Annotated in this window: 17 protein-coding genes; 7 read left to right on the top strand and 10 right to left on the bottom strand. The window is 68.8% G+C overall.

The annotated features are described in order from the left end of the window. Window positions 1–111: 111 nt before the first annotated feature. A complete protein-coding gene (locus ACIQF0_RS24885) occupies window positions 112–2,910 on the top strand; it encodes an ATP-binding protein (protein ID WP_401032950.1) in 2,799 nt (932 codons plus the stop codon). A gap of 102 nt (window positions 2,911–3,012) precedes the next feature. On the opposite strand, the gene ACIQF0_RS24880 is transcribed toward ACIQF0_RS24885, so the two are convergent. The 3 genes from ACIQF0_RS24880 to ACIQF0_RS24870 form a co-directional block, all read right to left on the bottom strand. Further along, a complete protein-coding gene (locus ACIQF0_RS24880; protein ID WP_401032948.1) occupies window positions 3,013–4,584 on the bottom strand; it encodes an alpha/beta fold hydrolase in 1,572 nt (523 codons plus the stop codon). 85 nt (window positions 4,585–4,669) lie between these two features. Next, window positions 4,670–5,083, bottom strand: a complete 414-nt coding sequence (locus tag ACIQF0_RS24875) for a DUF3237 domain-containing protein (RefSeq protein WP_401032946.1) — start codon at window positions 5,081–5,083, stop codon at window positions 4,670–4,672. 50 nt (window positions 5,084–5,133) lie between these two features. Next, complete coding sequence (locus ACIQF0_RS24870) at window positions 5,134–5,787, bottom strand: TetR/AcrR family transcriptional regulator (protein WP_401032944.1); 654 nt, start codon at window positions 5,785–5,787, stop codon at window positions 5,134–5,136. Window positions 5,788–5,863: 76 nt separating this feature from the next. Between ACIQF0_RS24870 and ACIQF0_RS24865 the strand changes: the two genes are divergently transcribed. After that, entirely contained in the window at window positions 5,864–6,850 is a 987-nt protein-coding gene (locus ACIQF0_RS24865) for a PHP domain-containing protein (RefSeq protein ID WP_401032942.1), read from the top strand. Here ACIQF0_RS24865 and ACIQF0_RS24860 read toward each other — a convergent pair. After that, window positions 6,813–7,391 (bottom strand): hypothetical protein, encoded by a 579-nt coding sequence (locus ACIQF0_RS24860; RefSeq protein WP_401032940.1) that lies wholly within the window; start codon window positions 7,389–7,391, stop codon window positions 6,813–6,815. The genes ACIQF0_RS24865 and ACIQF0_RS24860 overlap by 38 nt on opposite strands. Before the next feature lie 169 nt (window positions 7,392–7,560). On the opposite strand from ACIQF0_RS24860, the gene ACIQF0_RS24855 reads away from it, so the two are divergent. The 5 genes from ACIQF0_RS24855 (at window position 7,561) to ACIQF0_RS24835 (ending at window position 12,411) form a co-directional block, all read left to right on the top strand. Continuing rightward, window positions 7,561–8,919: a DNRLRE domain-containing protein gene (locus tag ACIQF0_RS24855; protein WP_401032938.1), complete on the top strand. Its 1,359-nt coding sequence runs from the start codon at window positions 7,561–7,563 to the stop codon at window positions 8,917–8,919. A gap of 20 nt (window positions 8,920–8,939) precedes the next feature. Then, window positions 8,940–10,142: an MFS transporter gene (locus ACIQF0_RS24850; protein WP_401032937.1), complete on the top strand. Its 1,203-nt coding sequence runs from the start codon at window positions 8,940–8,942 to the stop codon at window positions 10,140–10,142. Then, window positions 10,139–11,095 (top strand): hypothetical protein, encoded by a 957-nt coding sequence (locus ACIQF0_RS24845; RefSeq protein ID WP_401032935.1) that lies wholly within the window; start codon window positions 10,139–10,141, stop codon window positions 11,093–11,095. The genes ACIQF0_RS24850 and ACIQF0_RS24845 overlap by 4 nt, the downstream gene beginning before the upstream one ends. 111 nt (window positions 11,096–11,206) lie before the next feature. Next, window positions 11,207–11,512, top strand: coding sequence for a putative quinol monooxygenase (locus tag ACIQF0_RS24840; protein ID WP_401032933.1), 306 nt, complete (start codon window positions 11,207–11,209; stop codon window positions 11,510–11,512). Further along, window positions 11,512–12,411 (top strand): alpha/beta hydrolase, encoded by a 900-nt coding sequence (locus ACIQF0_RS24835; protein ID WP_401032931.1) that lies wholly within the window; start codon window positions 11,512–11,514, stop codon window positions 12,409–12,411. The genes ACIQF0_RS24840 and ACIQF0_RS24835 overlap by 1 nt, the downstream gene beginning before the upstream one ends. On the opposite strand, the gene ACIQF0_RS24830 is transcribed toward ACIQF0_RS24835, so the two are convergent. The 6 genes from ACIQF0_RS24830 to ACIQF0_RS24805 form a co-directional block, all read right to left on the bottom strand. Then, window positions 12,408–12,614 carry a hypothetical protein gene (locus tag ACIQF0_RS24830; RefSeq protein WP_360032326.1) on the bottom strand — a complete coding sequence of 69 codons (207 nt, stop codon included), beginning with the start codon at window positions 12,612–12,614 and terminating at the stop codon, window positions 12,408–12,410. The two genes, ACIQF0_RS24835 and ACIQF0_RS24830, sit on opposite strands and share 4 nt — an antisense overlap. A 185-nt stretch (window positions 12,615–12,799) precedes the next feature. Beyond that, on the bottom strand, window positions 12,800–14,086 hold the full coding sequence (locus tag ACIQF0_RS24825; RefSeq protein ID WP_401032929.1) for an ABC transporter substrate-binding protein: 1,287 nt from the start codon (window positions 14,084–14,086) through the stop codon (window positions 12,800–12,802). A 15-nt stretch (window positions 14,087–14,101) separates the two neighbouring features. Continuing rightward, a complete protein-coding gene (locus ACIQF0_RS24820; protein WP_401032927.1) occupies window positions 14,102–15,220 on the bottom strand; it encodes a branched-chain amino acid ABC transporter permease in 1,119 nt (372 codons plus the stop codon). Continuing rightward, the gene (locus tag ACIQF0_RS24815) at window positions 15,217–16,104 is read right to left on the bottom strand and encodes a branched-chain amino acid ABC transporter permease (RefSeq protein ID WP_093604813.1); all 888 of its coding nucleotides are present in this window, start codon (window positions 16,102–16,104) and stop codon (window positions 15,217–15,219) included. The genes ACIQF0_RS24820 and ACIQF0_RS24815 overlap by 4 nt, the downstream gene beginning before the upstream one ends. Further along, complete coding sequence (locus ACIQF0_RS24810) at window positions 16,097–17,917, bottom strand: AMP-dependent synthetase/ligase (protein ID WP_401032925.1); 1,821 nt, start codon at window positions 17,915–17,917, stop codon at window positions 16,097–16,099. The genes ACIQF0_RS24815 and ACIQF0_RS24810 overlap by 8 nt, the downstream gene beginning before the upstream one ends. Further along, complete coding sequence (locus tag ACIQF0_RS24805; RefSeq protein WP_401033883.1) at window positions 17,914–18,687, bottom strand: ABC transporter ATP-binding protein; 774 nt, start codon at window positions 18,685–18,687, stop codon at window positions 17,914–17,916. The genes ACIQF0_RS24810 and ACIQF0_RS24805 overlap by 4 nt, the downstream gene beginning before the upstream one ends.

The following is an 18,687-nucleotide window of genomic DNA, read 5'->3' as shown; positions in this document are numbered from 1 at the left end:
CCTCAAGGGCATCACCCGGCGGAACCACCGGTCAGTAGGGAACCCTCATCGGCTAACGCGTTCAGCCTGGTGGCGCGCACGTGGAGTGACTGATCCGGTGCGGAACGCGGCGTGGAAGACTTCGGAGCAGCCGAAGTCCGGGAGGCCGTCATCGCCGACACTCCACCGCGCACCACGCCGCTCGTGGGCCGCGAACCGGAACTGCGCGCCGTGCTCGACCGGGTCGGCCAGGCGCCCGCGACCGGGCTCGTCGTGGTCCAGGTCAGCGGTGAGCCGGGGATCGGCAAGACGTCGTTGCTCGCGGAGATCGCGCGGAGGTTGCGGGAACAGCAGTGCGGGGTGCTGTCGTCGGCGTCCGACGTGCTGGGCAAGCGCATCCCGTACGGAGCGGTGGCGGCGTTGATCCGGTCGTTGCCGCCGGACCGGACCCGCGCGGACGCCCTGGCGGCGTTGGAGATCTCGGGCACCGAGGACTCCGGAGCGTGGTTCGGGCGCGCGTGCGACCGGGTGGTGCGGCTGCTCACCGAGCTCACCGCGACGCGTCCGGCGGCGTTGCTGATCGACGACCTCGACCACGTCGACGACGACTCCCTCGCCCTGCTGACGCTGGTGCTGCGGCGGCTGTCCTCCGCGCCGCTCGTGCTGGTCACGGCGAGCCGGTCCGCCGACGCGGTGCTGCTGGACCGCGTCGAGCCGTACGCCGAGGTCGTGCGACTCGACCTGGCGCCGCTGTCGGGCGCGGACGTCGCGCGCATCGTCGAGGCCGTCCTGCAGACCTCCGTGGACGAGGGTCTCGCCCGCGAGGTCCAGCAACGCTCCGACGGCAACCCGTTCTTCGTCACGGAGATCGCGCGTTCGTTGCGAGAGCTCGACCTGCTGACGGTGGACGGCAACCGGGCCAGGCTCGCGGTGTCGCCGGACGCGATCCGGCTCACGCGGCGTGAGGCGTTGCTGCGTCGTGTCGCGCCGCTGGAGAACGACACGCGGCTCGTCGCACGGGCCGTGTCGGTGTTCCGGCGCGTGCGGCTCGACCAAATCTCGTTGCTGGCACGGGTGGCGTCGCTCCCGGAAGAGACGGTCGTCGCGGCTTTCGACGAGCTGCTGCGCGTGCACATCGTGGTGCACGACGACAACGGCTACCGCTTCTCGCACGCCCTCGTCGGGGAGGCGCTCTACCACGAGGTCGGCCCCGCGCAGCGCCGTCACCTGCACTCGCTGATCTCGGCGCGGCTGCTGGACGACCGCGCGCAGGGCCTGCCCGTGGACCTCCTCCAACTCGCCTGGCACCTCGCCGAGTCCGCCGCTCCCGGCGACCGGGTCGCCGTGCGCGTGCTCGCCGAGGCTGCGGCTCACGCCCGTGCGTCCGCGCCCGAAACCGCTGCCGCCCTGTGCTTCAGGGCTCTTCAGTTGTTGCCGCGCAACGCTCCTGAACGTGCCGAGCTGCTGGCGCTGCAATGCCGTGTCCTGGCGCGCGCCTCCCGCCCGGCTCTGGCGATCGACCCCGGGCTTTCTGCCTTGGAGTCCCTCCAACCAGGCTCCGAACGCACGCGCGTCGCCACGGCGGTGATCTCGTCGCTCTTCTCGGTCGGTCGCACGGCCGAAGCCATGGCACTGGCAGACGTGGAGGTCGCGCGCGGAGACGCACCGGCGTCGTTGGAAGCCCAACGCGCCGTGCTCCTCGTCTACAACAACCGCCACGACGACGCCGTCTCCGAAGTGGCCCGCGTCGAGGCGTTGCCGATCAGCTCCCCGGCCGAGGGCGTGATCGTCTTCGAGCACCTCGCGATGCTCACGTCCCTGCTGTTCCAGCACGATCGCACCGTCGAGTACGCGAACCGCGCGCTGGCGTACAGCGACGGACAGCCGATGCTCGAACTGCAGGCGCTCTCCGTCTGCGCCTCGATCACCGCGCTGGCCGGTCTGGTGCACGACGCGTCCTGGCGCGTCCGCCGGGCTGAGGACCTCCTCGACCAGGTCGGCTCGCACGGCTTCCGCGCCGAACGGGCCGCCTCGCGGGTGGCGCTGGACTGGCTCGGCGGCCGCTGGGACGCGGCCCTCGACGGCATCGGCCGCTGGCTGCCCGACGTCGAGGCCGCGCAGGCCGACCAGGCACTCGGGGTGCTGCAGGCGATCGAGTTGTCGATCAGGACCTGGCGCGGCGAGCTGGATGTCGCCGCGCGGCTGGCCTCGTTGCCCGCGCCGCAGTCGGTGAACATCTCGCGCCTGCACGCGGTGTCGCTGGCCGAGTACCTGATCGCGCGGGGCGAGGCCGATGAGGCGTACGCGTTGCTGGACGACAACGTCGGCTCCGGTCTGGAGGCCGCCTACTCGTGCGTGCTGGTGGCGCGGATGATCGAGCTCGACCTGGAACGCGGGCACCCGGAAGCGGCGGAGAAGGCGCTGGCCCGGCTGGCCGACGTGTCCGCCACGCGGGTGTCGCCGTGGTCGCGCACCACGCTGCGCCGTGTCACCGGGGTCGTCCGCCGGGACGCGGAGTCGTTGCGGGAGGCGGTGTCCGAGGCTTCTTTGGGCGGGCTGGAGTTCGAGAAGGCACGCGCGCAGCTCGCGTTGGGCGAGGTCTCCGACGACGAGGTGCCGGTGCTGGTCGAGGCCTACACGACGTTCCAACGGCTGGGCGCGCACGGCTTGCGGCGGCAGGCGGGCACCCGGTTGCGGGCGCTCGGCGCCAAGGTGCCTCGCGCGCGGTCGAAGGCCCCAGGGCTGCTCACCGAGGCCGAGGAGAACGTGGCCCGGCTGGTGCAGCAGGGCATGCGCAACCGGGACATCGCGGCGGCGCTGCACTACAGCCCGCGCACGATCGAGGTGTACCTGTCGCGGATCTACGCGAAGCTGCACGTCTCGTCGCGGCTGGAGCTCGCCCGCGTGCTGGACGCGATGCAGCAACGCTGACGCAGGGGTCCCCCCTTGCTGGGAACCCCTGCGTCATAACGTACTCAGCAGGTCTGACAAGATCGTTCAGGCGGTCAGAACGGCTCGGTCAGAACGGCTTGGTCAGAACGGCTTGGTCTCCGCCGCGATCTCGCCCAGGATGTCGCTCAACGGACGGGCCGACTGCGCGCCCAGCGACGCCGCCGCGCCCGGAGGCACGGTCTCCGCGATGTCCGTGCCGGCGCACGTCACCCGCGAGGCCGGCAGGATGCCGGACACCAGGTACTTGTTGACCAGCGTGTCGACGCAGGTGTTGCGGCGCAACGCGTAGTGGCCGTGCTGGCCGTCGTTGGAGACGCTGATCAGCGGCTGGCTGAGGTGCTCCGCCATGACGCGGCCGTTGGCCAGCGGGGTCTGGGTGTCGCCGTCCGAGTTGACCACGAGGCCCGCCGGGTACTTGCGGGTGATGGCCGGGATCTTCTCCGGGCGCTGGAAGGCGCGGAACGTGCAGTTGGTCGGCGCCATGTAGTCGACGGTGCCGCCGTACGGGTTGGTGTCGCGCCAGCGCTTCATGTCGTTGTAGTAGGTGTTGACGTCGGAGAACCAGTCCCACTCGCACACCACGGCCTGGAAGGTGCCGGCCGAGGTCGGTTCGATGTCGCCCTTCTTCAGCGCCGCGACGATCGCCGAGGCCTCCGCCGGGTCGGCCACGCCCGCCTTGATCGAGGCGATGTGGCGGGAGAACGCGGCCCAGGAGCGGCGGTAGCGGGTGGAGCCGACGGCGTAGTCGAAGGAGGTCACGTCGGAGTAGCCGCCGTACGGGGCCGTCTTCAGCTTCTCCGCGATCTTGTCGAGCTCCGCGCGCACCGCGGCGGGCGTGGTGCCGAGGCCGTAGGTGCCGTTGCGGGCCGCGGTCCACTCCGTCCACTTGCGAAGGTTGTCGGTGATCGCGTCCACGACGTCGACGTCCTGCTCGTGCCACGTCTTCAGCGGGTCCAGCGCGGAGTCGAGCACGCTGCGGTCGAGGAACTTCGGGAACATCGAGCCGTAGACGGCGCCGAGTTGCGTGCCGTAGGAGTAGCCGACGTAGGAGATCTTCTTCTCCCCCATGGCTCCGCGGATGACGTCCATGTCGCGGGCGGTGTTCATGGTCGAGATGAACCGGCGCATCTCACCGCCGCCGCGCTGGCAGTTCTCCTCGACGGCGCGGGCGTAGTCCGACCAGTTCGCGAGCTGCGCATCCGTTGGGCGCGAAGGGAACTCGTCGTCGGACGGCGTCGAGATGCACCGGATCTGCGTCGACCGGCCGACACCGCGCGGGTCCATGCCGATGACGTCGTAGATCTTCAGCACGTCGGTCTGGGCGTTGAACCAGTGCACGGCGCCCAAGCCGGAACCGCCGGGGCCGCCGGGGTTCGTCATCAGCACGCCTCTGCGGCGCGCTGGATCGGTGGCCTTCTTGCGGGAGAGGGCGATTTCCAGGTTGCCGTTGCCCGGGTTCTTGTAGTCCATCGGCACGACGGCGGTGGCGCACTCGACCCCCGTCGAGGGCGTGACCCATCCGGCCGGGCACTCGGCCCAGGCGATCGTCTGGCTGTAGTACTCGTCCAACGGACCCGGCGCCGCCTGAGCCGTTCCTACCAGTGACATGAACAGCGGAGCGACCAAAGCCGCCGCACCCCAACGCTTCCTCACCGCGTACCCCTCACGATCGTCGGCCAGCGACAGAACGCTTCCGCAGTCGCCGACCCGATCGACACCCCCGAAGGTCGGGTGAAATTCACCGCACCTCGCACACCTCGTAGGTCAGCACGAGACCGTCCAGAGTGCCCTTCGCGACGGCCTGCACGCGGTTCAACCAGCGGTAGCGGTCGTCGCCGGTCTCGAACAACGGGGCCGCGTACAGCGGCGCACCGAAGCCATTCGAGACGTCAACCCGCCCTGAGTAGTGCAAATACACGAGCGCGTCGTCGTGGGTGCGCAGCACGGAGCGCACGTCGAGGGTCGCGGTGCCGTCCGGGCCGATGGTCAGCCAGTCGGCGCTCGACGACCCGTGCAGGACGCCGGACAGCCGGTCGCCGGCGAACGTTCCCGACTCGACCTCGTAGATGAAACGGTCACCGGCCGGCGTTTTCGGGATTCTCAAAGGCTTTCGCAGCTGCGCGGTCATGACGCCCAGGGGCACGAGTTCCATGGCCGCGAAATTATTCGACACGGTGTCGAGAAACAACGACCGCGGCTTATCTACTGCGAAACCCCGTACACCGAACGCAGCCACACCGCGGTCAGCGTCTCGACCACCTCGCGGTCACGCGCCGCCGACCTCCGCGAGAGCGACAGGCTGTAACACATGGACTCGTTCATCGTGACCAGCACGGTGGCGAGGGCACGCGCGGACGGCGGCCCCGGCACCGCGATCCCGGCCGCCCGCTCGATCTCTATCTGCTGCGCCGTCGAGTCCACGAACCGCCGCGCCACCCCGGACCAGAACCCGCGCACCAGCTCGCTCGTGTCCCGCGCCCGCACCGCCGCGCGCAGCACCGGGCCGTGCGCCCGCCACAACGCGACGGTGCCCGCGATCGCGCGCCGGATCGAGTCCTCCGGTGGTTCGCTGCCGCGCCGCAGCCACAGCGCCGCCGAGTCGTAGAGGCCTTCCGCGACCCGTTCCGACAGCGCGTACAGCACGGCCTCGCGCGACTCGTAGTGGAAGTAGAAGGTGGAACGGGAGATTCCCGCGCCGGACGTCAGTTCGTCGACGGCGATGTCGTCGAGCGACCGCGTCTGCAGCAGGTGCTCCGCGGTGTCGAGAATGGCCTGCGAGGTCAGGTCGCCCTTGCTCCGCTTTCGCCGGGAACCGGCTCCGGTCGCCGGTGGCGCACCGGCCGGACGTGGGGACATGGCGGACATCATGGTTGATCCGCCGGTCTCCAACAACAAAAACCGCGTGATGGTTCCGGATGAGGTAGGAAGAGGTATGGATCCGGTCAAGGCGTTGAAGCAGGTGGCCTTCCACCTGGAACGAGCCAGCGAGCCGACCTACCGCGTCCAGGCGTTCCGCAACGCCGCCGCCGTCCTCGCCGAGCTGGACCCCGCCGACGTCGAGAAACGGGCGAAGCTCGGCACGCTCACCGATCTCAAGGGCGTCGGCAAGTCGACGGCCGGTGTCGTCGCGGACGCGCTGGCGAACCGCGAGCCGGCCTATCTGGCGAAGCTGCGGCACGTCGACATCACCGGCGGCGAGGAGCTGCGGGCGAAGCTGAAGGGCGACTGCCACGTCCACTCCGACTGGTCCGACGGCGGCAGCCCGATCAGGGACATGGCCGAGGCCGCGCGCGATCTCGGCCACGAGTTCATGGTCCTGACGGACCACTCGCCGCGGCTGACCGTCGCGAATGGACTGAGCAGGGAACGGCTCGAGAAGCAGCTCGACGTCGTCGCCGAGCTGAACGCCGGCCTGGCGCCGTTCGTGATCCTCACCGGCATCGAGGTCGACATCCTCGACGACGGCTCGCTCGACCAGGACGAGGACCTGCTGGCACGGCTCGACGTCGTGGTCGCGAGCGTCCACTCGAAACTGAAGATGCCCCGCGCCGAGATGACCCGCAGGATGGTCAACGCGGTCAGGAACCCGCACGTCGACATCCTCGGCCACTGCACGGGCCGGCTGGTCGTCGGCAAGGGCCGCCCGGAGTCCCAGTTCGACGCGGAGAGGGTCTTCGAGGCCTGCGCCGAGCACGGCACCGCGGTCGAGATCAACGCACGGCCCGAACGGCTCGATCCCCCGCGCAGGCTGCTCAGCCTGGCCGTCGACGCCGGGTGCACGTTCTCCATCGACAGCGACGCGCACGCGCCCGGCCAGCTGGACTGGCTGAACTACGGCTGCGCGCGGGCCGAGGAGTGCGGTGTCGACCCGGACACCGTGATCAACACCCGGCCCGCATCCCGTCTGCTGTCCGGGTGAGGTGCTCGTACCAGGACACGAGCGGCCCGGTGTCGGCCAGCGCGCGGGTCAGCGCCACCCGGCACAGGTCGCGGACCGGTTCGGGATCCCACGCGGCCACCAGGTCGTCGAGCGACCCCAGCGACCCGAGCGCGTACCGCTCCAGGCCCGCGCAGATCGGCACGACCGTCCCGTCGGCCGTGACCACGAGCGGATCGACCCGCACGAACGCCGCGGGGTCCGCTCGCAGCAGAGCGGCGGACGTGACGTCGAACTGGACCTCGACGGCGTCGTCCTCGGCGACCCGGTTCAGCTCCACGGCCGCGTAGACGAGGTCGACCCGATCGACGCCGTACGGCCGCACGCGCACCTTGCGAGCGCCCTCCCCCACGGCTTCGGCGGCCAGGCCACGCAACATGAACACGTTGTCCGGCACTAGATCGATCAACACCGTCACCCGGTGCCCGTCGGCGGCGTGCTCTGCCACCTCGTCCAACGCGACCACGAGCTCGGCTCCCGGCACGGCGGCGAGCCAGCGAGGGTCGTGGACCTCGACTCCCATACCTGTACTGAGCGTTTCCCCGCAGCGGAAATACCTCCGCACGACAGCCACCCCTGAGGGGGATTTTCCGGCAGTTCACCAAGTGGCCGCCAAACGATCACCGCGTGCGGCTCATTTGAGCCCTACCCTTCGCGACGGCCCATGTCCGCCCACCACCACAAGGACAGGCATGTCACGTCGCAGGGCTCCCCTAGCCGTGCTCTCCACCGTCATCGTCACGGCGGCCACACTCACCGCCTCCACCGCAGCTCACGCTGCCACGACCACGTTCACCCCTACCGCCGACACCTACGTCGACAACGGGTCGACCGGCACGAACTACGGCACGTCCGGCCAGCTCGGCATCGACAACTCGCCGGTCAAGCGGACGTTCCTCAAGTTCACGGTCTCCGGGATCACCGGCGGCGTCAGCAACGCCAAGCTGCGCATCCACACCGACGACGTCTCGGGCGCGGAAAGCCCGAACGGCGGCACGTTCCGGGCGATGTCCACCGTCAGCTGGACCGAGACCGCCGTCACCTGGGCCAACCAGCCCGCGATCGACGGCGCCACGCTCGGTTCCCTCGGCTCGGTCGTGCGCAACGCCTGGTACGAGGTCGACGTCAGCAGCTACGTCACCGGCAACGGCACGTACAGCATCGGCATCACGTCCAGCAGCACGGACGGCGCCGACTACGACTCGCGCGAGAGCGGGTCGACCGCCCCGCAGCTCGTCGTCACCGACGGCACGACGCCGCCTCCCGGCGACCCGGTCTGGGTCGGCGCGGGCGACATCGCCGACTCCGGTTCCGGTGACACCGCCACGGCCGCGTTGCTGGACAACATCCAGGGCACGGTCTGGACCACGGGCGACAACGTCTACACCAACGGCACCGCCTCGGAGTTCGCCAACTACTACGAGCCCACGTGGGGCCGGCACAAGGCGCGCACCAAGCCATCGCCCGGCAACCACGACTACAACACCAGTGGCGCCACCGGTTACTACAACTACTTCGGCGCGCTGGCCGGGCCGTCGGGCCGGGGCTACTACTCCTACGACATCGGCAACTGGCACGTCGTGTCGCTGAACTCCAACGTCAGCATGTCGGCGGGCAGCGCGCAGGAGCAGTGGCTGCGGCAGGACCTGGCGGCGAGCACGAAGCCGTGCACCGCGGCGTACTGGCACCACCCGCTGTTCACCAGCGGTGCCAACCACGCGCCCTCGACGGCCACCAGGCCGTTGTTCCAGGCGCTGTACGACTTCAACGCGGACGTCGTGGTCACCGGCCACAACCACCAGTACGAGCGGTTCGCCCCGCAGAACCCCAGCGGCGCGCTGGACAACTCGCGTGGCATCCGGTCGTTCGTCGCGGGCATGGGCGGCGCGGGTGCCTACGGCTTCGGCACGATCCAGCCGAACAGCGAGGCCCGCAACACCGGCACCCAGGGCGTGCTGAAGCTGACGCTGCACAGCAACAGCTTCGACTGGCAGTTCGTCCCCGTGGCGGGCAAGACCTACACCGACAGCGGCACGACCAACTGTCACTGACGGACCGCTGGAGGCCGGCGATGTATCTTTCCACGATCGACAAACCGAAGTCAGCGAACTGGAAAGGGCTGAGCGCCAACGTCTTCGCGCTCGGCACGGTCAGCCTGATCACCGACGTCTCGTCGGAGATGGTGGCCGCGATCCTGCCGCTGTACCTGGTCGTCGGCCTCCAGCTCAGTCCGGCCGCGTACGGGCTGATCGACGGCGTCTACACCGGCGCCACCACCCTGCTCAGACTCGTCGGCGGGTATCTCGCCGACCGGACCAACAAGCGCAAGGCCGTCGCGGGCTTCGGTTACGGGCTCTCCGCCGTGGCCAAGCTCGGACTCCTCGCGGCCGGCAACTCCCTGACCGCACTGGGGTTCGTGATCACCGCCGACCGCGCGGGCAAAGGTCTGCGGACCGCCCCGCGCGACGCGTTGATCACGCTCTCGACCCCCAGCGGCGATCTCGGGCGGGCGTTCGGCGTGCACCGGGCGATGGACGGCATCGGCGCGTTCGCCGGGCCGCTGGTCGCGATGGCCGTGCTCGCGGCCTCCGCCCAGTCGTTCGACGCGGTGTTCGTCACCAGCTCCTGCATCGCCGCGTTCGGTGTGCTGGTCCTCGTGCTCTACGTGCGGGACCGGCCGGAACCCGTGCAGCGCAAGGAACCCCTCAAGCTCGCCCTGCTCAAGGACCCGGCCGTCCGGAAGATCGTGCTGGCCGCGTCGCTGCTCGGCCTGGTCACCATCGGCGACGGGTTCGTGTACCTGTTGCTGCAGAAGCGCGAAGGGCTGGCGTTCGGCTGGTTCCCGCTGCTGGCCGTCGGCACGAGCCTGGTCTACCTGCTGCTCGCCGCACCGCTGGGCGCGCTCGCCGACCGCGTCGGCAGGCTCAAGGTCATGCTGGCCGGGTACGGCGCGCTGACCGTCGTCTACCTGTTGCTGCACGGACCTCTGGGCGGCTGGCCGCTGCTCGTGCTGGTCGTGTTGCTGTACGGCACCTTCTACGCCTGCACGGACGGCGTGCTGATGGCGCTCGCGGGCCCGGTCCTGCCGGAACGCCTGCGCACCACCGGCATCGCGCTGATCCAAAGTGGACAGGCGCTCGCCTACCTCGGCTCGTCCGTGCTGTTCGGCCTCGCCTGGCAGTTCTGGAGCCCCGAGGCCGCCACCAGGATCGCCGCCGTCGCGGTCCTCTGCGCCCTGATCGCCACCGCCGCACTGCTGGGACGCCGCACATGAACAACCGCCTGCTGATCACGCTGACCGCCGCCGTCCTGCTCGGCGGTGTCGCCGTCGGCTACACCGCGCTGTCCGGTGCCACCCCCGACGGCGCCGCGCAGTCCGTTCCGGCTGGTGCCGGGCCGCGGTTGATGGTCCTGAGCAACGGCAAGCTCTCCACGGTGTCCCGCACCGACCCGGCCGGCTCGCGGGAGGTCACCGAGCAGCGCTGCGACCGCGTGTACTCGGCCGCGGGCACGATCTCCTGCCTGCGTCCGGCCGGCGCGCTGAAGGCCAGCGAACTCGCCGTGCTCGACAACGACCTCAAAGAACTCAAAACGGTTCCGCTGACCGGTTTCCCGAACCGCACGAGGGTCTCGGCCAGCGGCCGGATGGTGGCGTGGACGCTGTTCGTCGACGGGCATTCCTACGCCGCCAACGGGTTCTCCACCAGCACGGGCATCCTCGACACGAAGACCGGCGCGCTGGTCACGTCGCTGGAGGAGTTCGCCGTCGAGGGCATGCCGCAGCGGCCGGTCGACACGAACTACTGGGGCGTCACGTTCACCGCCGACGACAACCGCTTCTACGCCACCATGTCCACCGGCGACCACCGATACCTGCTCGAAGGCGACTTCGCGGCGCGCAAGGTCCGCCCGCTGACCGACGCGGACGACGTCGAGTGCCCCTCGCTGTCCCCGGACGGCACCCGCATCGCCTACAAGAAGGCCGTCGACGGCGACCCGCAGAAGGGCTGGCGCGTGTCCGTGCTCGACCTCGCGACCCGCAGGATCACCGAACTCGCCGAGACCCGCAGCGTCGACGACCAACCGGCCTGGGTCGACGACCGGACGGTCGCGTACGGCATCCAGCGCGACGACGGCCTGAACGACGTGTGGGCTGTTCCAGCTGATGGCACCGGAACGCCCGCGGTCCTCGTCCCGGAAGCCAGCTCACCGGCGCCCATCAGCTAGATCGCCAGGATTGGGCAAGAGCCCGGCAGCATCGATCTTCTGTCACCCCTGTTCAAGCTGATCTGATGAGTCCATCGCCAGAACAGCGCAACGAACAGAAGGTAGGAACAGATGAGCGTCGAGCACGGCTTCCACGCCACCCTGACCGCCCAGCCCGGCAAGCGCGACGAAGTGATCGAGTTCCTGCTCGACGCGCCGTCGCTGACCAACGACGACTGCGTGGTCTTCCTGGTCGGCCGCTCCACGACGAACCCGGACGTCGTCTACGTGACGGAGGGCTGGACGACGGCCGAGGCGCACAGCGCGTTCTTCGCCACCGAGGCGGCCCAGGCTCTCGTCGCGAAGCTCGGGACGCTGCTCGAAGGCGAGTCCACGTACTCCGACGAGCTGCCCGTCGGCGGCAAGGCGGCGTTCTGATGTCCCGCCCGGCTCTCGACCCCGAACTGCGCAAGCTCCTCGCCGAGATGCCGCTGGGAACCGAGCTCACCTACGAGCTGGTCCAGCAGATCCGCCAGATGCCGTCGCCGCCGTTCAAGACCGACGCCGAACGACACGACGTGACGCTCGACGAGATCACGCTGACCGTCTTCCGCCCCAAAGGACTCGCCGAGCCCGCGCCGTGCGTCTACTGGATCCACGGCGGCGGCATGGTGATGGGCGACCGGTTCTCGCAGATCGACATTCCCCTGGAGTGGCTGGAAGAACTCGGCGTCGTCGTGGTCACCGTGGAGCACCGCCTGGCCCCGGAGGCGACCGGCACGACGCTGGTCGAGGACTGCTACCGAGGTCTGTTGTGGACGGCCGAGAATGCGGAGTCGCTGGGCATCGACAGGATCGTCGTGGCGGGCATCAGCGCCGGCGGCGGTCTGGCCGCCGGAGTCACGTTGATGGCCCGCGACCTGGACGGACCGGAGATCGCGGCCCAGGTGCTGATCTGCCCGATGCTCGACCACCGCAACAACACCACGTCCAGCAGGCAGTACTCCGGCGAGCCCGGGGTGTGGACGCGCGAGATGAACGAGTTCGGCTGGCGGTCGGTGCTCGGTGATCTGACGGACGTTCCCCGTTACGTGTCACCGGCTTTGGCCGACGACCTGTCCGGGTTGCCGTCCACGTACGTCGACACCGGCACCGCGGAGGTGTTCCGGGACGAGGACGTCGACTACGCCACCCGCATCTGGGCGGCGGGCGGAGACGCCGAACTGCACACCTGGGCAGGCGGGTTCCACGGCTTCGACGCGCTCTACCCGGACGCGCGGCTTTCCAGCGCGGCCAGGCGAACCCGCACCGAGTGGCTCGCGCGCGAACTCGGTTAGGCGGGCAGCGGCCTCATCCGGTCCGGCATGTGCGCGCGCAGCGTGTCGTGCAACGCGCACACTTCGTCGGCGTCCAGCAGCACGGACCCCGTCTCGCACGCCAGCACCGCCTCACCGGTGCGCTGGTCGGGCACGTACCGCAGTTCCACGTCCGGCACGGTGCACGACTCCGCCTGACGAATCGCGGCCAGCAACTCCGACACCCGTTCGTACCCCAGCCGCGCGCTCCAACGCGACGCGGCCAGGGGACGGACGAATAACCGGAGTCCTCCAGCGGATCGGCGAACCTCGACGCACGACAACACCGCTAACCAACCTCCTACAACAAGCTCACCAGCGAGCCTAGTCAGCGATGTCCGTTTTCAGCGTCGGGTGTCACCCGTTCGGTTCATTGGTAGCAGGGCTTCTCGAACTTGAAATCTTTTGCCGTGGAACCGGTGAAGAAGTCCTCTACCAGCGTCACTCCGGTCGGAGCGGCGTCGTCGGGCTTGTAGAGGGTCGACTGACGGAACAGTGCGTCCTGGGGCGAAGCGGAGAAATTACCTGCACCCGAAGGAAGCATGCCCTCGTAGTCCACAGAGGTGAGCTGGCGCACAGCGGCGAGCACGCCGGCACGCGTCAGATCCTTGTTGGAGGCAGCCTTTTCCAGCGCGGCCTTCAGCGGGTACGCCCACACCCAACCGGCGGTGTAGCCGTCGTTCGGCGTCACGCCCGGCAGCGCGGCACGCATCGCGGTGTGGCCCACGGACTCCGTGTTCCACGCCTTCCACGGTGCCGACTGCATGTACAGCGCCTTGATCGCGGGAGCGGCCGGCGACTTGAGCAGACCGGGATTCCACGTCGGCGAGGTGCCGATGAACTTGCCCTTGAAGCCACGGGCCGCGGCCTGTCCGATGATCACGGCCGCGTCGGTCGGTCCGGTCGTCAGGATCACCAGGTCCGGCTTCTTCGACACCACCGCGTCGATCGCACCGCCCTGGTTGTCCTGGCCGGCCGTGGTGGTCACGTTCTCGAACGTCAGCCCGCGCTTCTCGGCCGCGATCTTCGTCCCGGCCGCCGCGTCGTCGCCGTAGTCACCGGCGTTGTGCACCGCCATGACGGACTTCACGCCCATCTTCTCGGTGGCGTAGTCGACGGCGTTCATCGACTCGACGCAGTAGTTCGCGCCGGACTCCAGCACGACCTCCTCGTGGCCCCACAACGAGGTCCACGACGCCGGCACCGAGACCATGGGGGTCTTCTCGAGGTCCGGGAGGATCGCGACGGTCGTGGGCGACCCCAGCGTCTGGGTCAGCGCCAGGACGTTGCCCTTGATCTCCTGGTAGACCTGGTTGTGGATCTGCGGGTTGTACTTGTTGTCCTTGACGTACTTGGTGACGTCGATCTCGTAGCCGCCGATGCCACCCTTGTCGTTCACGCGCTTCCAGAACGCCTTCTGCGAGTCCGTGATCGGCACGGCCAGGGTCTTGAACGGGCCCTCGGTGAGGTCCGAGATGGTGCCGAGGTAGATGCAGCCCTTGGCCTTGTCGACGGCGTTGGGGCAGGCCTCCTTGGTCACGCCGGCGTCGACCTTGATGCCGCCGGCGCCCTCCTGAGGTGCGGCGCCGTCCCCTCCTCGACACGAGGCGAGCAACAGCGCCCCGACGAATATGACTGCGAGTCTCTTACCAGACATGGGGATTCTCTCTCCTCAGTACGAGAACGGCCAGGTGCGCCAGTAGTTGCGGACGCGGACCCAGATGCCGAACAACCCGCGTGGCTCGACGATGAGGAACACGATGATGAGCACGCCGTAGAGCACGGCCTCCACCTGGAAGACCGTGATCACGCCGGTCGCGTCACCACTGATGAACGGCAGCACCGTGGGCAGTTCCCTGGTGATGCGTGGCAGCAGAGTGATGAAGAGCGCGCCCATGATCGCTCCGGAGATGGTGCCCGCGCCGCCGATGAGCACCATCGCGATGTACTGCACTGACAACAGCAGGTTGAACGAGCCCGGATCGAAGAACCCGTTCACCACGAACAACAACGCGCCCGCGACACCCGCGTAGAACGAGGACACCGCGAACGCCAGGACCTTGTACCTCGTCAGGTCGACGCCGATCACCGACGCGGCCAGGTCCCGGTCCCGCACCGCCGCGAACGCCCGCCCGACCCGCGAGCGCACCAGGTTCCGCGCCAGCACGCCGAAGATGACCAGCAGCACGAACATCAGCAGGTACAGCTGCTGTGCCGCCGTGAACATCCCGTTGTCCTGATCCAGCCGAACGCCGAAGAGCTCCGGCACGGCCGCGGGCCGCCCGACTCCGGGCCCGCCGGTCAGCGACGTCCACTCCCGGAACACGTGCTCTCCCAGGAAGACCAGTCCCAGCGTCACGATCGCGAGGTAGAGACCGCGCAACCGCACCGCCACCGGCGCCACCAGGACGCCGAAGAGCGCGGCCACCAGTCCCGAGGCCAGCAGCCAGATCGGCAGCGACGTGATGCCGAAGCCGATCACCCGCCCGGTCTCGGAGCCGCTCAGTGCCGCGCCCGTGTACGCACCGATCGCGAGGAAGAACGCGTGGCCCAAGGAGACCTGGCCCGCGTACCCCGTGACGATGTTCAGCCCGATCGCGCCGATCGCCGCCACGAACCCGGTGGCGAGCAGCTGCAACAGGTCGTCGGTGATCATGAACGGCAGGAGCAGTGCGACGGCGACGAGGCCACCGGTCCACGCGCGCTTGGGACGCGTGTTCAGGAAACCCATGTCCTGCCGATAAGAGGTGTACAGCTCTGGCCTGCCCTTGATGGTTCTGGGTCCCTTCACAGCCGTTCCACCTCCTTCTTGCCGAACAGTCCGTACGGTCTGACGAGCAAGACGAGCAGCATCAACGCGTACGGCGCGACCAGCCCGAAGTTCGAGCCCAGCCACGGCGCGAAATCACCCTGGTAGGTGCCGAAGAGCGACTCGACGACACCGACCGCGAGCCCGCCGACCACCGCCCCGCCCAGCGACTCCAGGCCGCCGAGGATGATCGCGGGCAACGCTTTCAGCGCCACGATCCAGAGCTGCTGGTCGACGCCCGCGCCCGTCGCGACGAACACGCCGGCCAGCGCGGCGAGCCCGCCCGCCAGTGCCCACGACAGCGCGAACACCGACCCGACCGAGATCCCCTGCGCCAGCGCGACCTCCTGGTCGTAGGCGACGGCCCGCATCGCGAGCCCGATCCGCGAGTAGCGGAAGAACGCGAACAGCGCGACCGTCACGACCGCGGTCGTCGCGATCATCACCAGATACCGCTGCTGCACCTCGGCGCCCAGGAAGTTCACCGTGTTCAGGCCCCACGGGTCACCGACCTGCCGGACGTCGAGGCCGATGAACGCGTTCGTCACGACTCTCACCACGACGTCCACGCCGATGGTGATGATCGCGACCACGAACACCGGTTTGCCGACCATCGGCCGCAGCACCGTGCGTTCGACTCCCAGCGCCAGCACCGCGATCACCACGGCGGCGACGAGAACCGCCCCGACGAACGACACCGCGGGCGAGAGGTACGAGACCAGCACCGCACCGGCCAGCATGAACGCCGGCTGCGCGAAGCTGATCACCTGCGTCGACTTGTAGATGATCACGAAGCCGAGCGCCAGCAACGAATAGATCGACCCGGTGCCGAGACCCCGGATCAGCGACTGGAGAAACTCATCCATACATGCTCTCCACGAGGTCGTCGAACATCTTGCCCAGCGCGGATCTCTTGACCTTCTGCGTCGCGGTCAGCTCGCCGTCCTCGTGGTCGAGCTCCTTGGGGAACATGCGGAACTTCTTGATCTGCTCGACCGTCGCGAACTTCTCGTTCGCCTCGGTCACGATCTGCTGCACCAGTTCCAGGACCTCGGGTTTCTCCGACAGGTCCCGGTAGGTGGTGTAGGTGATCCTGCGCTGCTGAGCCCAGTGCCCGACCGTCTCGAACTCGATGCCGATCAACGCCACCAGGTACTTCCGCTGGTCGCCGATCACCACGGCCTCCTTGACGTACGGGGAGGTCTTCAGCGCGTTCTCGAGCTCGGACGGCGCGATGTTCTTGCCGCCCGCGGTGATGATGATGTCCTTCATCCGGTCGGTGATCTTGACGTGCGTGCCGTCGACCCACTCGCCGACGTCGCCGGTGTGCAGCCAGCCGTCGTTCAGGACCCGTCCGGTGGACTCGGGGTCCTGCCAGTAGCCCGCGAACGTGCCGCCGTGCCTGGTGAGGATCTCGCCGGTCTCCTCGTCGATCCGGAGCTCGGTGCCGGGCTGCGGCTCGCCGACCGTGCCGATCTTGACGCGTCCCGGCCGGTTTCCCGTTGCCACGGCGGTGTTCTCGGTCATGCCGTAGACCTCGTGCATCGGCACCCCGATGCCCATGAAGAACTTCAGCACGTCCGGTGCGATCGGCGCGGCCCCGGAGGCCGCGTACCGGACGTGCCGCATGCCGATCCTCGCCTTCAGGGCGCGGAAGCAGAACAACCAGCCCAGCGCGTAGACCAGCCGGCTCTTGCCCGTGTGCTTGCCACCGTTGTGCACCAGCGTTTCGCCGATGGACTCCGCGCGCTTGAGCCAGAACCGGGTCGTCGTGCGCTTGAGCCGGGACGCGGACGAGACGCTGATCGTGACACCCGCCAGCACCTTCTCCCAGATGCGTGGAACGCCGAACAGGATCGTCGGCTGCACCTCGCGGAGATTCGCCTGCACCGTCTCGATCGACTCGGCGAAGTGCACCTGCACACCGCTGGCCGCGCTGAACCACGTCGTGAAGATCCGTTCGGCGACGTGGCACAACGGCAGGTAGGACAGCGTGACATCGGCGGAGGACGGCGGTGGCGAAGTGAAACCGCCGCCCTCCACCAGCACGTGGACGGCGAACTCGACGTTGGCGACGGTGAGCATCGCGCCTTTCGGCGGTCCGGTGGTTCCGGACGTGTAGATCAACGTCATGACGTCGTCGGGCTCGGTGGCAGCCATCCGTTCCGCGAGCTCACCGGAGAACGAGTCGCGGTGCCGCGCGCCCAGCGCCAGGAAGTCCTCCCAGGCCAGCAGTTTCGGGTTGTCGTAGCGGCCTTTGATCCCGCGCGGCTCGACGTAGACGATCCATTCCAGGTCGGGGGTGTCCTCCAGCACCAGCAACGCCTTGTCGACCTGTTCCTGGTCCTCGGCGATGAGGATCCGCGTGCCGGAGTGGGACAGGAGGTAGGCGACCTCGGACGCGGGGTTGGTCGGGTAGAGCCCGACCGTGATGCCGCGGGCCGCGACGATGCCGAGGTCGGCGTAGAGCCATTCGCGCCGGTTCTCGGAGTGGATCGCGACCCGCTCACCCGGTTGCAGGCCCAGCGCGAGCAACGCGTGGCCGACCAGTTCGACGTTCGCCCAGTAGCCGGACCAGGTGACCTCCTGCCAGATGCCGAAGTCCTTGGCGCGCAGGGCGATCTGGTCAGGCGTCTGCTCCGCCCTGTCCTTCACGCGCGTGACGACCGTTGTGGTCATGGCGTCACGCTCTTGTGCTGCTCGCCGAGGTAGGCGCGGATGACGTCGGGATCCTGCTGCACCTCCGCGGGCGTGCCGGTGCGGATCGGGCGGCCGAAGTCCATGACCATCACCCGGTCGGCCAGGTCCATCACGAGGCCCATGTCGTGCTCCACCATGATCATCGGGATGTTCAGCTCCTCGCGGACGTCGAGGATGAAGCGGGCCATGTCCTCGGTCTCCTCGACGTTCATGCCGGCGACCGGCTCGTCGAGCAGCAGGAGCTTCGGTTCCATGGCGAGCGCTCTGCCCAGTTCGACGCGCTTCTGCACGCCGTAGGGCAGCAGGCCGACCGGGAGCCGGCGCCACTGCTCCAGTTCCAGGAAGTCGATGACCTCCTCGACCGCGGCCCGGTTCTTCAGTTCCTCGTCGCGCGCCTTGCCGAGCCAGAAGAACGCCGACAGCGCGCCGTACCGCATGTGGTTGTGGCGGCCGAGCATGAGGTTGTCGACGACGGTGAGGTGGGAGAACAGCTCGATGTTCTGGAACGTGCGGGCGATGCCCGCGGCGGCGACGCGGTGCGGCCGCATGCCGACCAGGTCGTGGTCGCGGAACCGCACGGTGCCCTGCTGCGGCCGGTAGACGCCGCTCAGGACGTTGAAGATGGACGTCTTGCCGGCGCCGTTCGGGCCGATGATGGCGAAGAGTTCGCCCTCCTCGACGCTGAACGACACCCCGTCGACGGCCACGACGCCGTCGAACGCGAGCCGGACGCCGTCCACTTCCAGCAC

Origin of the sequence: Lentzea sp. NPDC092896, assembly GCF_044754905.1 — a bacterium.
Taxonomy (GTDB): Bacteria; Actinomycetota; Actinomycetes; order Mycobacteriales; family Pseudonocardiaceae; genus Lentzea.
The sequence above is the reverse complement of the archived record's forward strand: the minus strand, read 5'-3'. Positions and strand labels throughout refer to the sequence as shown.

Excerpts from the sequence above, each read along its gene's own strand:
- ACIQF0_RS24850 (WP_401032937.1), top strand. The coding sequence starts at position 8,940 with ATGTATCTTTCCACGATCGACAAACCGAAGTCAGCGAACTGGAAAGGG.
- ACIQF0_RS24855 (WP_401032938.1), top strand. The coding sequence starts at position 7,561 with ATGTCACGTCGCAGGGCTCCCCTAGCCGTGCTCTCCACCGTCATCGTC.
- ACIQF0_RS24865 (WP_401032942.1), top strand. The coding sequence starts at position 5,864 with ATGGATCCGGTCAAGGCGTTGAAGCAGGTGGCCTTCCACCTGGAACGA.
- ACIQF0_RS24875 (WP_401032946.1), bottom strand. The coding sequence starts at position 5,083 with ATGGAACTCGTGCCCCTGGGCGTCATGACCGCGCAGCTGCGAAAGCCT.
- ACIQF0_RS24810 (WP_401032925.1), bottom strand. The coding sequence starts at position 17,917 with ATGACCACAACGGTCGTCACGCGCGTGAAGGACAGGGCGGAGCAGACG.
- ACIQF0_RS24825 (WP_401032929.1), bottom strand. The coding sequence starts at position 14,086 with ATGTCTGGTAAGAGACTCGCAGTCATATTCGTCGGGGCGCTGTTGCTC.
- ACIQF0_RS24845 (WP_401032935.1), top strand. The coding sequence starts at position 10,139 with ATGAACAACCGCCTGCTGATCACGCTGACCGCCGCCGTCCTGCTCGGC.
- ACIQF0_RS24815 (WP_093604813.1), bottom strand. The coding sequence starts at position 16,104 with ATGGATGAGTTTCTCCAGTCGCTGATCCGGGGTCTCGGCACCGGGTCG.
- ACIQF0_RS24835 (WP_401032931.1), top strand. The coding sequence starts at position 11,512 with ATGTCCCGCCCGGCTCTCGACCCCGAACTGCGCAAGCTCCTCGCCGAG.
- ACIQF0_RS24860 (WP_401032940.1), bottom strand. The coding sequence starts at position 7,391 with ATGGGAGTCGAGGTCCACGACCCTCGCTGGCTCGCCGCCGTGCCGGGA.
- ACIQF0_RS24870 (WP_401032944.1), bottom strand. The coding sequence starts at position 5,787 with ATGTCCCCACGTCCGGCCGGTGCGCCACCGGCGACCGGAGCCGGTTCC.
- ACIQF0_RS24840 (WP_401032933.1), top strand. The coding sequence starts at position 11,207 with ATGAGCGTCGAGCACGGCTTCCACGCCACCCTGACCGCCCAGCCCGGC.